The 12,989-nt window shown below is 65.9% G+C and carries 16 protein-coding genes and 1 pseudogene; 11 read left to right on the top strand and 6 right to left on the bottom strand.

Features of this window, described 5'->3' with window-relative positions; all coding sequences use genetic code 11:
* Window positions 1-43: 43 nt before the first annotated feature.
* The 6 genes from IG08_RS54225 to IG08_RS0116525 all read left to right on the top strand — a co-directional run bounded on the left by IG08_RS54225 (window position 44) and on the right by IG08_RS0116525 (window position 3,402).
* The gene (locus IG08_RS54225) at window positions 44-1,306 is read left to right on the top strand and encodes a PspA/IM30 family protein (RefSeq protein ID WP_158812250.1); all 1,263 of its coding nucleotides are present in this window, start codon (window positions 44-46) and stop codon (window positions 1,304-1,306) included.
* Entirely contained in the window at window positions 1,303-2,076 is a 774-nt protein-coding gene (locus IG08_RS0116535; RefSeq protein WP_030602103.1) for a hypothetical protein, read from the top strand. The genes IG08_RS54225 and IG08_RS0116535 overlap by 4 nt, the downstream gene beginning before the upstream one ends.
* Window positions 2,077-2,092: 16 nt before the next feature.
* Entirely contained in the window at window positions 2,093-2,716 is a 624-nt protein-coding gene (locus tag IG08_RS0116530; protein ID WP_158812249.1) for a hypothetical protein, read from the top strand.
* A gap of 103 nt (window positions 2,717-2,819) precedes the next feature.
* Entirely contained in the window at window positions 2,820-2,951 is a 132-nt protein-coding gene (locus tag IG08_RS57140) for a DUF397 domain-containing protein (RefSeq protein ID WP_390898581.1), read from the top strand.
* Window positions 2,929-3,021 (top strand): DUF397 domain-containing protein, encoded by a 93-nt coding sequence (locus IG08_RS63020; protein WP_390898582.1) that lies wholly within the window; start codon window positions 2,929-2,931, stop codon window positions 3,019-3,021. The genes IG08_RS57140 and IG08_RS63020 overlap by 23 nt, the downstream gene beginning before the upstream one ends.
* Window positions 3,022-3,120: 99 nt before the next feature.
* Window positions 3,121-3,402: a ribosomal protein L7/L12 gene (locus tag IG08_RS0116525; protein ID WP_030602097.1), complete on the top strand. Its 282-nt coding sequence runs from the start codon at window positions 3,121-3,123 to the stop codon at window positions 3,400-3,402.
* Between the two features lie 194 nt (window positions 3,403-3,596).
* Here IG08_RS0116525 and IG08_RS0116520 read toward each other — a convergent pair whose 3' ends face one another.
* From IG08_RS0116520 to IG08_RS0116500, 5 genes are read right to left on the bottom strand one after another with little or no spacing between them, the layout of a single operon-like run.
* Entirely contained in the window at window positions 3,597-4,130 is a 534-nt protein-coding gene (locus IG08_RS0116520; protein WP_030602094.1) for a hypothetical protein, read from the bottom strand.
* Entirely contained in the window at window positions 4,130-4,741 is a 612-nt protein-coding gene (locus IG08_RS0116515) for a hypothetical protein (RefSeq protein WP_158812248.1), read from the bottom strand. Before IG08_RS0116515 ends, IG08_RS0116520 begins: the two co-directional genes overlap by 1 nt.
* Before the next feature lie 30 nt (window positions 4,742-4,771).
* The gene (locus IG08_RS0116510; protein WP_052424723.1) at window positions 4,772-5,485 is read right to left on the bottom strand and encodes a hypothetical protein; all 714 of its coding nucleotides are present in this window, start codon (window positions 5,483-5,485) and stop codon (window positions 4,772-4,774) included.
* A gap of 23 nt (window positions 5,486-5,508) precedes the next feature.
* Window positions 5,509-6,771, bottom strand: coding sequence for a coiled-coil domain-containing protein (locus IG08_RS0116505; protein ID WP_030602085.1), 1,263 nt, complete (start codon window positions 6,769-6,771; stop codon window positions 5,509-5,511).
* Window positions 6,771-7,100, bottom strand: coding sequence for a hypothetical protein (locus tag IG08_RS0116500; RefSeq protein ID WP_030602082.1), 330 nt, complete (start codon window positions 7,098-7,100; stop codon window positions 6,771-6,773). The genes IG08_RS0116505 and IG08_RS0116500 overlap by 1 nt, the downstream gene beginning before the upstream one ends.
* Window positions 7,101-7,534: 434 nt before the next feature.
* Here IG08_RS0116500 and IG08_RS57135 point away from each other — a divergent pair.
* Window positions 7,535-8,334 (top strand): IS5 family transposase gene (locus IG08_RS57135; protein WP_199820873.1). Its coding sequence is split into 2 segments (ribosomal slippage): window positions 7,535-7,874 and window positions 7,874-8,334, totalling 801 coding nucleotides; the frame shifts between segments, so codons are not numbered across the junction.
* Here the strand turns inward: IG08_RS57135 and IG08_RS0116490 are convergent.
* Window positions 8,306-8,641 carry an ankyrin repeat domain-containing protein gene (locus IG08_RS0116490; protein WP_030602077.1) on the bottom strand — a complete coding sequence of 112 codons (336 nt, stop codon included), beginning with the start codon at window positions 8,639-8,641 and terminating at the stop codon, window positions 8,306-8,308. The two genes, IG08_RS57135 and IG08_RS0116490, sit on opposite strands and share 29 nt — an antisense overlap.
* 225 nt (window positions 8,642-8,866) lie before the next feature.
* Here IG08_RS0116490 and IG08_RS0116485 point away from each other — a divergent pair, with 225 nt between their 5' ends.
* The 4 genes and pseudogenes from IG08_RS0116485 to IG08_RS61315 all read left to right on the top strand — a co-directional run.
* Entirely contained in the window at window positions 8,867-10,351 is a 1,485-nt protein-coding gene (locus tag IG08_RS0116485) for a hypothetical protein (protein ID WP_158812247.1), read from the top strand.
* Window positions 10,351-11,901 (top strand): outer membrane protein assembly factor BamB family protein, encoded by a 1,551-nt coding sequence (locus IG08_RS0116480; protein WP_158812246.1) that lies wholly within the window; start codon window positions 10,351-10,353, stop codon window positions 11,899-11,901. The genes IG08_RS0116485 and IG08_RS0116480 overlap by 1 nt, the downstream gene beginning before the upstream one ends.
* 383 nt (window positions 11,902-12,284) lie before the next feature.
* Window positions 12,285-12,749 (top strand): hypothetical protein, encoded by a 465-nt coding sequence (locus tag IG08_RS55840; protein WP_030602070.1) that lies wholly within the window; start codon window positions 12,285-12,287, stop codon window positions 12,747-12,749.
* Window positions 12,745-12,831, top strand: a pseudogene (locus IG08_RS61315) (carboxymuconolactone decarboxylase family protein); the annotation flags it as partial. The gene IG08_RS55840 and the pseudogene IG08_RS61315, both read left to right, overlap by 5 nt.
* Window positions 12,832-12,989 lie beyond the last annotated feature (158 nt).

Here is a 12,989-nt window from a genome sequence, read left to right as displayed (position 1 = left end):
TCCGGTAGCACAGAATCCGTATGTGTACCTCGGCTGGAATCCCGTGCCAGGACAGCCGGGTGAAGTCGAGAATCTCCGCACCCAGCTCACCAGGTCGGCGAGCGCGCTGCAGACCGCGTGCCAGAAGATCGACAAGTTGCTCGGCGAGTCCAGCTTCTGGGAGGGCGACGCCGCCGTGGGCTTCCGCGAGGCCCTCGACGGCGACCTGCCGAAGTACATGAAGGACGCCCACACGTCCCTGACCCGGGCCGCCGGTCACCTCGGGACGTGGCACGGCGGACTGACCAGCCGCAGGGAGCTGGCGCACAAGTACGACGTCGAGGCGAGCGATCACAAGGGTGACCTGAAGACGGCCAACTCCCAGTACGAGACGGCCAAGCAGAACCCCGATCTGAAGCTCGAGGGCAAGACGTTCGCCGAAGGTCCCGAGCTGGAGGCCGCCCAGGCCCGCCTGAACGCGGCCAACGCCCGGGTCAACGACGCCGTCACCGCCATCAACAACGCGCAGGGCGCCCTCGATGAGGTGATGCGGAAGGCACAGGAGCTGGAGGGGACGCATGAGGCGGAGGGGCGGGACCTCGCGACGAAGCTGAAGGACGCCACGAAGGATCTGGCGCCCGAGGAACCGGGGTGGCTGAGCAAGGCGCTCAGCTGGATCGGGGACAACCTCACGAACATCCTGAGTGTGCTGGCTGCGGTGGCGGGGCTGCTGGCGCTGATCTGCACCGGGCCGGTCGGGATCGCGTTCCTGCTCGCCGCGGGCGCGCTCAGCCTGGCCACCATGGCGTCTCGGCTCTCCAACCCCCAGGTGCGCGCTTCGCTCGCTGACGGCTTCACCAAGGGTGAGTTTGACTCCGACTTCTGGGAGAACTCCATCGGACTCGTCGGCGACGCGCTGGGTGCGGTGCCGGCTGTGGGCGCCGTGACGCGCGGTCTCAACGGTGCGATTCAGTCGACCCGCTTCGCGAGCGAGTCGGTGAGCGTGGGCCAGTTCCTCGGCCGGTTCGGTGATGACACCGTCACGGCCGCCGGACGGCTGATGCCCAGCGCGACGGACGCCGGTCCCATCGGAAACCTGATCGTCCGGGGCGTGGGCGGAGGCGAAGGTCTCACCAAGGCATTGGCCTACGCCTCACCGGTCGCCGGTGTGGGTACGGCCGGGTTCGGGCTGGCGGCCGACCAGATCGACGCGCTCACGTCCGGCAAGGACGGAGCCACGGCTGTCGATGGCGGCCGTGCCGGCATCTTCGATGCGCCCGGGGCGATCGGCCCGATCCAGGCCACGCTGCGGGCGGTGCTGCGATGACGGAGGACGCGGCGAGCGCGGTGAACGCTCAGATGTCGGAGAACACCGAGAAGCCGCTGCGCCTGGTGATCGACGACTCGGCCCGGGACACGAGCGCCAAGCTCTGGTACGCGCTGCCCGACGGCTATGTCGACGTCCCCCTCGAAGCGCTCGACCCGGATCCGGGCACCGAGCACGAAGAGCAGTTCATGAACGTCATGTCGCTGATCCTGAGCTGCGTGCCCGAGGAGCAGCGCGACCGTTATGTGGGTGCGCTGCGGGACATGCGCTTCATGGTCGCGCAGATGCGCAGCGAGGGCGTCATCGGCTGCTCGCTCGGCATGCACTTCGCGGACGACGGCTCCTCGGCACTGTCCGTGGTCACGGTGGCGCTGCGGGACATCGAATGGGCGTCTCCGAAGCTCATTGCGGTACGCGCGGTCTCCCTGCGGGAAACCGCGACGAACGTGGAGCTCCTGACGTTGCCCGGAGGCCGTCCCGGGTCGTTCTGCGACACCCTCGTGACCGTGCCCGCAGTGGCGGGCATGTCCGCACAGGATCTCTACCAGTGCGATGTCTATATTCCGGCGCCGTCTGGGGCGCAGCTGGCGGTCCTCGCGCTGAGCACCACGGCCGTCTCCGCCCGTGGGCACTACCGGGACCTGATGAAAGGCATCGCGCACACCGTGGCTTTCCACAATCCGCTGCCGGACATCGAGCGGACCGTACGCGGGGACGAGCACGACGGAAGTTCCGGCATCAAGGACAGCATCACGGCCGACTTCGGCTGACCGAGGTGAGCGACGAGTGAGCATGAACCTGAACAACAAGAGCGGCTTCGATGGCCCGGTGGCCTGGGAAGGGCCCGGCACCGCCAGTGCTCTGTCCCGCTGGGCCGCAGGGCAACTGGCCAGGTTCTTCGGCTGGGTGGCGCTGTGGTGGGGCGCGGTGTTCGTCACGGTTGGACTGCTGCCCGTGGGGGCAGTGGTGCCCATGACGGTCGTGCTGGCCGTGCTTATGTACAACGCCGTCATGTCGCTTATCAAGCTGTGCAGATTCGGGCGGATGCGCAGGATCCTGACGGTCTACCCCTGGCGTCAGCAGCCCGGTGGCGTTCGGTACGACGCACGGGGGCGCAAGGCTTCTTTCGTTCTGCCTGATCCCGACCGGCCGGAGAAGACGATGTCGCCGAAGATCTCCGGATTCTTCTTCCGGCCCTGGGACCGCATCGCACGCAAGGGCTTCGACGGTGACCTGTGGTACGCGGGCGACCCCCGCTTCGCTTGCGTCATCGCCAAACCCGGCCTGAAGACGCTGACTTACGCTGCCCAGCCCACCGCGTTCAACCCCCGTACCTCCCCCCGCCGCAAAGGCCTCAGCCCTGAAGCCCGCCGCCGCGCCCGGGCCATCGGTGCGCGGGTCGCCGACTGACGCAGTCCGACAGCGGAGCCGCACTGACCATGTCGCCCTCCACTCCGCACGATCAGAGGCTCGGCGACGTCCAGGTGCACCGCAGGGTCAAGCAGCAGGGACCATGAAAGGCGCACGCCGCAGCACGCCGGATTTGTCGGGCGCGCGGTGGCGCAGCAGCACATACAGCGGCGGCAACAACGAGTGTGTCGAGGTCGCAGACGCCCCTCCACATGGCCCCCAGACGCGACAGTAAGCGCACGACCGGGCCCGTGCTCGCCTTCAGCCATCACGCTTGGAGCGCCTTCCTCGGCCTCCTGCGGTGAACGGCCGTATGGGACAGCGCCGGGCTCGGCGGACCAGGAAGCAGGGGCGGCGCCTGTGCGATCGCCGGTGCTGGGAGCAGGCGGCTAGGGTTGCTGCTTATGGACATGACCCTGCCATTGTTCTTCCTCGTTGCCGCTGCCGTGCTCTGGGGATCCACCGAGACCAGAGTCCGCCGCATCGACCGGAGAACTGCTCGGTTGGAGCGGAAGGTTGATCTCTTGCTTGAGCAGTTGGGCGTCCAGGATGTCGACCCGGCACAGGATCAGGTCAGTGCTCTCGTGAGGCAGGGGAAGAAGATCCAGGCGATCAAGCTCTACCGTGACATCACAGGGGCCGATCTGGTCGAGGCCAAGAACGCGGTTGAGCGTATGGAGATGTAGCCGCCCGGGCCCGCATCTGGGCCGCGATCCCTGGCCCGCCACCTCGGCCAGCGCGAGCACATGAGCGACATAGCGCAGGGCATCGCTGGCCGCTGTCTCATCAGCAGAGCGCGCCTCACGCCGAACTCAGCAGATGTGAAACCGGAGCCCAAGCGAACCCCTCGACGCCTCACGGCCAGCCACGCACGAGCTCGTTAGGGGGTCGGCTCTGCGGCCATGGCGATCAGGCTCAGGATGCCCACGGGGATGGCGACCATGACCGCGTAGCCCACCCGGTCGGCCACCTTCTGGCGCCGCGAGGGCTCCCGGCCGTGGGACTCCCGCCGAGGCTTGATCGCTTGGTACCCGAGACCCGCGAGGACGGCCACGCAGACCGCCACCTGCCAGAGCTCGCCCACGACGCCCCAGAACCCGACCCGCTGAATCGTCCCCGGCTCAATCCCCTGTTGCGCGTCGAACTCGGTGCCGTCCGGGTAGTCGTGCCCGGTGTCCTTGAGGTGCACGTAGACGGCGTCGCCGACGCTGCCGCCGTCAGGCGTGAAGTCCCCGTAGCAGTCGTAGTCGGAGTTCTTACGGGTGTTGCTGGTGTCGTTGCAGGTCTCCACCTTGTACGTGCCCGGGGTGCCGTAGACCCCTGCGGACAGGGCGAGGTCGGCGGTCGCGGTGACGCACCAGAAGGCGGCCACGAGGGCGAGGATGCCACCGCACACCCAGCCGAATACACGCATCAGCCGCCCACCAAGATGTTCGGCTCCTTCTCCAACAGCCGTGAGATACCGGCCTGCTCAGCAAGGGCCCTGCGCTGCGGGTCGGCCTGGTCGCGCTCCTGCTCGTACTTCTCCCAGTCCGCGGGCTGCACGAAGAGCATGTCGTTGCTCCCCGGCACGATCAAGACGCCGCCGAAGGCCTGGTCACCGGCGAACCAGGCGCCGCCCTCCTCGGCCTCCTTCGGCCAGCGGCGCACCGTCGAGGCGTTGACCGCACGGAGAGAAGGAGCGCCGTGCTGCCCGCGCACCGACAGCCGGACGGTGTGCACATCGCCGAGGTACTTCCACTCGGAGCCCTTCTTGGACACCCGGGTGCGGTACTCCAGAGGGTAGGTGTGGAGCACCTTCTCGCATACCCCGAGCCGCGCCCCGTGGCGCAGCCGGAGCACCAGGAAGATCAGCACGAACAGGCCGACCGGGATACAGAATGCGGGCAGGGCGGCGTCATAGCCGACTAGGTGCGTCACGAACGGCACCGCGAACAGGACCACGGCGAGCGCGAGGCGCGTGGTGATGTGCCGGTACAGCAGCGTTCGGTTGTGCTTGAGTACCTGCGCAACGTCGGGTGCCACGGGCGGATTGTTCATAAGGGGGTTCCGTCCTTATCCGAAGTCGCTGCGCATGGCCGCCTCGACTGAACCCGCCCGAGGCTCGCTGTCCGGTGTCGGCGCCGGCTCCGTCGGGTCGGTGAACGTCAACGTACGGGCAACCCCGAGAAGGATGTCCCGGTACACGTCCGAGAGATGGAGAGCGGGTGTCACCAGCTGGACCATGATGATGTCGGGCGTGCCCGAGCCGGTGGCGGCGACCGTGCCTTGCCACACGTCTCCGTGCAGAGGGCCTTCGGGGCTGTCGGGGTCCCTGCCTGGCGCGACGGTGCGCCTCTTTTCCTCCGCGAGGTAGCCGAGGCCGCAAGGCAGTTCAAGCGGGCGCATCCCGGAGTCAGGGTCGTCGGCGGCTGTCCCAGCGAGGCCGGCGATCACCAGCTTTGCGTTGTGGCCCGACGTCGGGACAGTAGAGATTGTGAGGGTGGACGTCACGATGGTGCCGTCGTCGTCCGGGTGGTATCCGACGGCCCACACGTGCACGTTCTGTGCTTTGAGCGTGGTGACCATGCCCGCATAGAACTGCAGGACCTGCGAGGCCTGCGCCCGCTGTTCTGCGGGCAGCGTGTTCAGCTCCCGGACCAGTTCCTCGATGCGCTCGCGCGGCGGATCGAGGTCCATCTTTGCGTAGCCGTGCGGAATGCCGTACCAGAAGACGGGTTTGACAGCGCTGCTCGCGGCGGAGCCCGAGGGGGCGGCAGTCGTAGTCATGCTTCGTTCACCTCTCGGTTCGTCTAGCTTGCCGCCAGGAGGGACCGTACGATGTCCTGCCCGGCCCAGGCTCCGGCTCCTGCCTTGGTGACCTCGGCTACGGTGCCCGCAGTGCCCTCGTCAGGCATGAGGTTCGCGGCGACATTGAGGCCGTTCACGCTGATGTCGGTCAAGAGTTTGGCCGAGCCTGTGGCGCTCTCCCCGGCTGCCTGCCACGCCTCGTCCACGGCGGTTCTCGGAGCCGTTCGCAACACGTGGCCGACTTCCCGTACGAACTCGGTGCCAACCTCGCGGCTCGTGACGCTGACGCCCATCTCCGCTGCCTCGGTGAGCCCGCCGCGGATGCCGCGGGCCGCTGAGCTCAGCGCCCTGCCGCCGGGCACCATGCCGACGGCGTCGCCGCCGACGGAGGCCCAGGCGGAGAAGGTTTCCATGTTCCAGCCGAACTTGTCGCCCCAGGGGAGGAACGCGTCCCGGAAATCCGGATCGGAGAAGTTACTGGCCATGGACACCGCGCTGGCGGCAATCGCGATACCGGCGAACAGCGGGGCAAGCGGCGTCGGAAAGAGGGCGAGCAGACCGGCGATGGCGCCGATGGTTCCTGCATGCTCCACCAGGAACTCGCCGACCGACTTGAGGATGTCGCCGACCTTGTCCCAGAAGCCCGGCTCGTCGGGAGCCCTCTTTGCCGAGCCCTCCAGGGCCTTGGCGACGGTTTCGGCCTCGCTGGTGTGCTCGGCCTCCAGCTCCTTGACCTTGCTGCTGAGCGACTCGTACTCGTTGTTGGCCTTGGTGAGGGCCGTGCTCGCCTCATTCATCTCCCGCTCGGCGGAGCGCAGCCGCGCGGTCGCGGCGTCGGCCTCCTCCTGCGAGGGGAAGGCCTGGTTGGCGAGCTTCAGGTCCGGGTGCTGGGCGGCCTGGTCGTATGTGTTCTTGGCCGTGTCGGCCGCGGCCTTCTTCTCGGCCGCCTCGGCGTCGTACTTCTTCGCCAGCTCCCGATTGGAGGTCAGGTGACCGTCCCAGTTGTGCAGTTGGGTCGCGGCGGTACGCAGGGAGGAGGCGGCGTCCTTGATGTACTTCGGCAGGTCGCCCTCGAGGGACTCTCGGAACTTCTCCGCCGCGTCGCCCTCCCAGTAGCTGCTCTCGCCGGTGAGCTTCGTCAGCTGCCGGTGCGTGTTCTCCAGAGCCGTCGCGGCCGCGGCCACTTTCTGCTGAAGCTTCGTGACCTCGGCGGGGATGCCCGGTACAGGGTTCCAGCCGATGTTGGGGTACGGGTTCGCGGCCATTACTTACCGCCCCCGTTGCCACCCGAAGTGCTCTGGTCCGCGATCTGCTTGAGGACCTTCTCCAAGGCGTGCTCGACCTCTTCGTAGCCCTTCTTGTTTGACTTCACGCCCTCTTTGACCGCGTCGATCATTTCCTTGGTCTTGTCGGCCCCGTACTTCCACTCTTCCTGGAACTTGTCACAGGCCTCGTCGAGCCGGGCGGTGCCGATCTGGTCGGCACGCACATGGTCGAGGGCGGACCGTGCCTCGTTCAGCTCGTCGACGCATCTCTCCAGACTCGTCAGGAACTGCTCGAGTTGCCCGATGTCCGTCTTGAAGTGGTCCCCCATGGGCCGTTTCTCCCCGCTCGGCTCTGGATGCAGCAGCGGGCCCAGGCGACTCAACTGATCACCCAGGCCTCCTTGGCACCATACATGCACTGACTTTGGGCGTTCATTGCCGAGTCCCTGAGGTCCGTGGCTCTGCGGAAAGCCGCCACAGGAGCGCTACGGGATCGTCGTCCGCGTGTGACACGGGCCCATACCCGGGAGGCCTTCGTCAGGGCGTCTTGTAATGACCCGGCAACTGGGTCGGCGGGCACCTGCCGTGGCGGCCGTAACCAGGTACGTATCGCCCTGGAGCTGCAGCGCTACTTCTCATCACAGTTTCTACACAGAAGCACCATGGATGCAGGTCCGGCGGCGTCAGCCAAGGTCATAGGGTGTTCTGCGACTTAGACGTCATCTCAATTGGCTGGCTTGTTAGGCTGTTGGCTGTGGTGGGGATCGTTGAGCGGCTGGTGCCGGACGAGTTGTGGGCGCTGTTTCAGCGGGTGGTTCCGGAGGCGCCCTCACGGCCTCAGGGCGGTGGTCGGCGGCGGCACGGTGACCGTGAAGTGCTGGCTGCCATCGTGTTCGTGGCAACGTCCGGTTGCACCTGGCAGCAGTTGCCGGCCGCGTCCTTCGGGCCGTCCGGCGCGACGGCTCACCGCCGCTTCACCGAGTGGACGAAGGCCAGGGTCTGGGCGAAGCTCCACCGCCTTGTCCTTGACGAACTCGGCTCCCGCGGTGACCTGGACTGGTCTCGGTGTGCGATCGACTCAGTGAACATGCGCGCCCTGAAAAGGGGGACCTGACAGGTCCGAATCCTGTCGACCGGGGCAAGTACGGCTCAAAGATCCACTTGATCACGGAGCGGACCGGTCTGCCCCTGTCCGTTGGAATATCGGGTGCCAACGTCCATGACAGCCAGGCCCTGATCCCGCTCGTGAAGGGCATACCGCCGGTCCGCTCCCGCCGGGGACCTAGACGTCGCAAGCCCGACAAGCTTCATGCAGACAAAGGCTACGACTATGCCCACCTGCGGCGATGGTTAAGCAGCCGAGGTATCCGGCACCGTATCGCCCGCAAGGGAGTTGAGAGCTCCCAGCGGTTGGGACGTCACCGTTGGACGATCGAACGCACCATGTCCTGGCTCGCCGGCTGCCGCCGTCTCCACCGTCGTTATGAGCGCAAGGCCGAGCATTTCCTCGCTTTCACGAGCATCGCCTGCACTCTCATCTGTTACCGGCGGCTCGGCCGCTGATGTGGGCCCGCAGCAGTTTCACTGCCAGGTCGTGGCCGTAGTGCTTGGCGATGTCCATGGGGGTGCGACCGTCTGGATCGGCGAGCTCCGGGTCAGCCCCGAAGGCCAGCAGCACAGCAGTGGTGTGCACGGTCAACGGTTGGCCGCTCTGCAGGGAGCCGTCGCCCTCGGCGTCGATCGCGTGCGTCAGCAGCGTCATGTTGCTGAAGGCCTCATCAGGATCGGTACCGTGGGCCAGCAACCGGGCCAGGGTCTCGGCATCCTCGTGCTCGACCGCGTGATGCGCGGGTGTCCAGTAGTCGCTCACCAAGGCATTCAACCGCCACCACAGCACGTCTGCCAGCGACTATCTACACAGTCATCCACCAATTGAGATGACGTCTTAAGGGGAGGGTGAGTCAGGCAGTGCGAGTGCCGTTCAATGAGCCTGCACGCGTTGCCCATTGAGGCCTGGGTGAGTCACCCAGGCCTCTGTCACGTGTGGCCGGACCGCATCGTGCCCCTCATCAGAATGACCGCGTGAGAGGTAGCCATGTCCTATTCGACGCCACCGGGAGGGCCGGGGAACGCCGGCCCGTACGGGGCACCGGTTCAGCAGCAAGGGTGGTATCCGCAATATCCGCCACCCCCGCCACCGCCTGACAACTCTGGCGAGGGCAAGGGGCTGAAGCGCGTCGTCATCGGTCTGCTGGTCCTGGCTGTGGTGGCCGTCTTCGGAGTCGGCGGGCTGGCTCTGTACAACGCTGTTGGCGGGGGCTCGCTGCCCGGTGCTCAGGACAGCGGCGACGACGAACAGCAGATCTTGAGCTCGGACGAGATCGACACACTGCTCAACGGACGCACGAATGCCCTGAAGAGCGGGGACGAAGACGAGTTCCTGGAACCCTTCGTCGGCGCGGCAAAGGAGAAGCAGCGCAAGATCTTCGAGAATCTGCGGAAGGTTCCCTTCGCGGAGAGCAAGTACATGGTTCTCAGTCAGACGGGCAGCGGATCGGACGAGTGGGGCTCCGATGTGAAGCTCGCGCTGGATGTCGCCTTCGTCCATCAGATCAAGGGCGTTGACGTTCGACCGGTCTCCGAGTGGTATCGATGGACAGTCGAGAAGCAGTCCGATTCGGCCACGCCGAGCATCAGCGAGGTGGGGGGATCTCCGGGCGCGAACGCCTTGGCCAACGCGGTTTACTATCCGGCCCCTTGGGACCTCTACGACGATATGTACGTCAAGCGTCAGGCGCACACCGTCACGATCTCGGCCAAGAAGAACGCTGCTGAAGCCAGCCGTTTCGCGCCCGTCGTCGAGGAAAGCGCCGAGAAGGATCTCGAACTGTGGGGGTCGAAGACGTCGTCGGTTCCCAACACCCCTGAGGGCTTCCTCGTCGTACTCGAGCCAGACCGTAAGACGTACACGAAGCTGTACAACAACAACGGTGATGACGTGGGGTGGGATGCTGGACAGAGCGTTCCCATGCCCGCCTTCAACGCCGGATACAGCGGAGACGACGATGAGCTCGAATACGGCGGCGCGCGCATCAAGATGGACACGTCGACGAGCCGATTCACTTCATCTGCGTGGCGGAGGGGCGTCGGAGATATCTCCCGGCACGAAATTGCGCACGCTCTTGTTCAGCCGCAGGACCCTGGCGCGTACGGCCGCAATGAGGAAACGAGCATTCGCGCGTGGGTTGTTGAGGGGTTTGCAGAGTACGTTGCCTACCGATTCGATCAGACCCTGGGCGGCGAGCGGGTGCGTAGTGGTATGGCGGGCGAGGACTTCGATGGCGGATTGCCTGGACAGGAATTCGACATGGAGTACAACTCGGTAAGCGCGAACTACTCCCTCAGCTATCTAGCCATGCGTTTCATCGCGGAGAAGGGTGGCGAGGAAGCGCTCTTCGAGTTTGTCGTAGACCACTACAGGAAGCCCACGAACCTCGATCAGCAGCTGCAGACGGCAGTAGGCATGAACGAGAGTGAATTCCAGACCGCGTGGGCCCAGTACGTCAGGAGCAACATCTGATGAGCGCCAACGGACCTGTGCCGGGTACCGGTCCCTATGGGCAGCAGCCCCCTCCGCCGCAGCAGCCTCCCATGCCACCCCAGCAGGGCTACCAACCGCCGCAGGGGTACGGCTATCCGCAGCAGCCACCCGCGACACCACCGGGACAGCCCGGCTACGGCTATCCCCAGCAGCCGGCGCCCCCGCAGTATCCGATGGCTCCCCAGCCGGGGTACGGCCATCCGCAGCACTTTCCCGGGGCGCCCGTTCCGCCTGCCCGGCCGCAGAAGAAGAAGACCGGGCTGATCGTGCTCCTCGTTGTCGCACTCGTCGTGCTCGGCGGGGCCGGAGGGGGCGCGTGGTACCTGATGGCGAACTCTGCCACTGAGCCGCTGTGGAGCGTGCCGTCGAATTCGGGGTGGTCCTTGAGCGACCAGGAGGTGGACGGGACATGGTTCACCGACAAGGCTGTGGTTCAGACCTTGGCCGGTGGTGTGAAGGCATACGACCGTGACACCGCAAAACAGTTGTGGGCCACACCGCTGCCTGGCGCGGGCAACCAAGCCTGTGTCGCCCCCTCCGTTTCTGATGGCGGGATCGGCATCGTTGCCTATGGCACCTCGGGTATGGGGGGATCCCACGGCAATTGCGACCACGTTGCTGCGTACGACCTCAACTCCGGCGAGGAGTTGTGGCACCGAGGATTCAAGGTGAAGGACGAGTTCAGCACCGGCACGAAACTGGCGGTGGCTCGTACCGGTGAGACAGCCGTGATCACCACCAATAGGGAGCAGGTGGCGCTGAACGCGGCTGACGGCACCAAGGCCTGGGACGTGAAGAAGGTAGTGCCGAGTGGCTGCAATGCCGGCACGTACACCGGCGGCAAGAATCTGATCCGTACGACATCGTGCCTCAAGGGAAACGAGTACACCGGGACGTGGTGGACCGAAGCATCGCTCGTCGACCCGGCTACCGGCAAAGCTGAGTGGACGAAGCGGTTTGGAGAGGGCGAAGCGGAGATCGCCCTCTCCACTTCACCGCTCGTCCTCAGCGGAGACTCGAAGGGAGTGTTCGCGTTGGATGAGAAGACCGGTGAGCGGCGCGGCAAGCTCTCGGGGATGACGAAGAAGTACTACCTCCTCCCGGGGGAGGACGGAAGCCCGATGCGTCAGGTCGCGGGTTTCGGGGACATCCTCCTCATGGGGACGTCCGAGCGAGCGGCCACTGATGGAGAGTCGAAGACGCTGGTTGCCTACGACCTGGACAGCGGCAAGGAACTGTGGAAGGCGCCGGCTTCAGGCACCATCGAGTACATTCCGCTGAGGGGCACGGGTAGCGAGCGTCTGTTGGCGTACGTCACTGACGGCGCGAAGAGGCCGAAGCTGGTGGAGTTCAACCCCAAGGATGGCGCGATGACGACAGTCGTCGAATATCCGGAAGAGGTGGACACGAGCATGGGTACCGGTGCACGGCCGTTCTGGCACAAGGGCGTGCTCTACGTGGCTTCAGTCGGCGGCAGCATGAGCAGCGATTCCCACGCCCTCGTGGCACTGCCCACGACCGCTTCCTAGGTACCGACTCGGTGGCGAGGCCGACCGCGATGGTTTGGTTCGCGGCCGTGGACCATGGCGCGATCAACGCTTTGTCTAGGACCCGGTCCGTAAGGGCAGGCATTGGAGCCTGCTGCTTGAGGACCGGGCCCTGACGGTTGCCGCGTATTCGTGAACCAACCGCACACTGCGCCGACTTGCCGCACAGTGAGGGACGATTTCGGGTGAGTAGAACGGATCGCAACCAGGAGACGCTCGTCGAGCGGGCGAGCGCGATGGTACCGGCAGGCGAGGTGCTGCGTGGTGAGCACGAGGTCGCATTGACTGACAGGGCATCGAGGCCCGGATATTTCCGCCGCCCACGCGCTTTGCGATCCGAGAGGCGAACGCTCTGGAGCTGGTGCATGCTCCCCGTACACGGGTTCGCGAGACTCTGTGCCATCACCTGGAACCCGTTCGAGGCATTCTTCGAGGCAGTCATGTGGCGTGAGGCGAAGAAACCGGGCAAACCGTTCCACGGCGGCTGGAACAGCATGGCCGGCCACCTGGCCCGCGCCATACTCCCTCGGACCAAGAACAGCACGGCCGTCATCATGCAGGTCACCGACCGCCGCCTCCAGCTTGCGTACGTGTCCTGCGCGGGATCCTTCACAGGCGGGCGCGGTCCGGTCGAGGTGGGTTGGGCCACGGATCTTCGCAACGTGACCTGGATCCGCGACCGAGGCGACGTGGCAGGCGGCGATCACGAAATCGGCTTTGTAGACGGTTCCTGGTGCTCGGTCCACTTCGCGGGCCACGGCTGGAGCCGTATGGCCTCGGCGTTCCCGGTCCGGTTGAGCCACCTCGACCCGGTCCCGAACCCGGGATGAGGTGTACGAACGAGCGGCCGCGCACTTTGCCGAGCCGGAACTGGCCCACCTGATTGCCGCGATCGCGACGATCAACGCCTGAAACCGCTTCTGCGTGACGTGCCGCATGTCCTCTGCGGACGATGATCCGCCTGATTCTCGCCTCCACCGCACTCCAACACCCCGCAGTCCTGGCCGACTTCCAGGACTACGTGCACGGTCCGTCCGGACACCAGCGCGACGTCGTACGACGTCCCGCAG

This window comes from Streptomyces fulvoviolaceus (assembly GCF_000718165.1).
Taxonomy (GTDB): Bacteria; Actinomycetota; Actinomycetes; order Streptomycetales; family Streptomycetaceae; genus Streptomyces; species Streptomyces fulvoviolaceus.
Note: the sequence above shows the minus strand (reverse complement) of the source record. Positions and strands in the feature narration are given on the sequence as shown.

What these genes read in the sequence shown, in the direction of transcription:
- IG08_RS0116525 (WP_030602097.1), top strand. Translation starts at nt 3,121, where the DNA reads ATGGACATGACCCTGCCATTGTTCTTCCTCGTTGCCGCTGCCGTGCTC.
- IG08_RS55840 (WP_030602070.1), top strand. Translation starts at nt 12,285, where the DNA reads ATGCTCCCCGTACACGGGTTCGCGAGACTCTGTGCCATCACCTGGAAC.
- IG08_RS0116505 (WP_030602085.1), bottom strand. Translation starts at nt 6,771, where the DNA reads ATGGCCGCGAACCCGTACCCCAACATCGGCTGGAACCCTGTACCGGGC.
- IG08_RS57140 (WP_390898581.1), top strand. Translation starts at nt 2,820, where the DNA reads ATGAAAGGCGCACGCCGCAGCACGCCGGATTTGTCGGGCGCGCGGTGG.
- IG08_RS0116520 (WP_030602094.1), bottom strand. Translation starts at nt 4,130, where the DNA reads ATGCGTGTATTCGGCTGGGTGTGCGGTGGCATCCTCGCCCTCGTGGCC.
- IG08_RS0116485 (WP_158812247.1), top strand. Translation starts at nt 8,867, where the DNA reads ATGTCCTATTCGACGCCACCGGGAGGGCCGGGGAACGCCGGCCCGTAC.
- IG08_RS63020 (WP_390898582.1), top strand. Translation starts at nt 2,929, where the DNA reads ATGGCCCCCAGACGCGACAGTAAGCGCACGACCGGGCCCGTGCTCGCC.
- IG08_RS0116500 (WP_030602082.1), bottom strand. Translation starts at nt 7,100, where the DNA reads ATGGGGGACCACTTCAAGACGGACATCGGGCAACTCGAGCAGTTCCTG.
- IG08_RS0116480 (WP_158812246.1), top strand. Translation starts at nt 10,351, where the DNA reads ATGAGCGCCAACGGACCTGTGCCGGGTACCGGTCCCTATGGGCAGCAG.
- IG08_RS0116510 (WP_052424723.1), bottom strand. Translation starts at nt 5,485, where the DNA reads ATGACTACGACTGCCGCCCCCTCGGGCTCCGCCGCGAGCAGCGCTGTC.
- IG08_RS0116535 (WP_030602103.1), top strand. Translation starts at nt 1,303, where the DNA reads ATGACGGAGGACGCGGCGAGCGCGGTGAACGCTCAGATGTCGGAGAAC.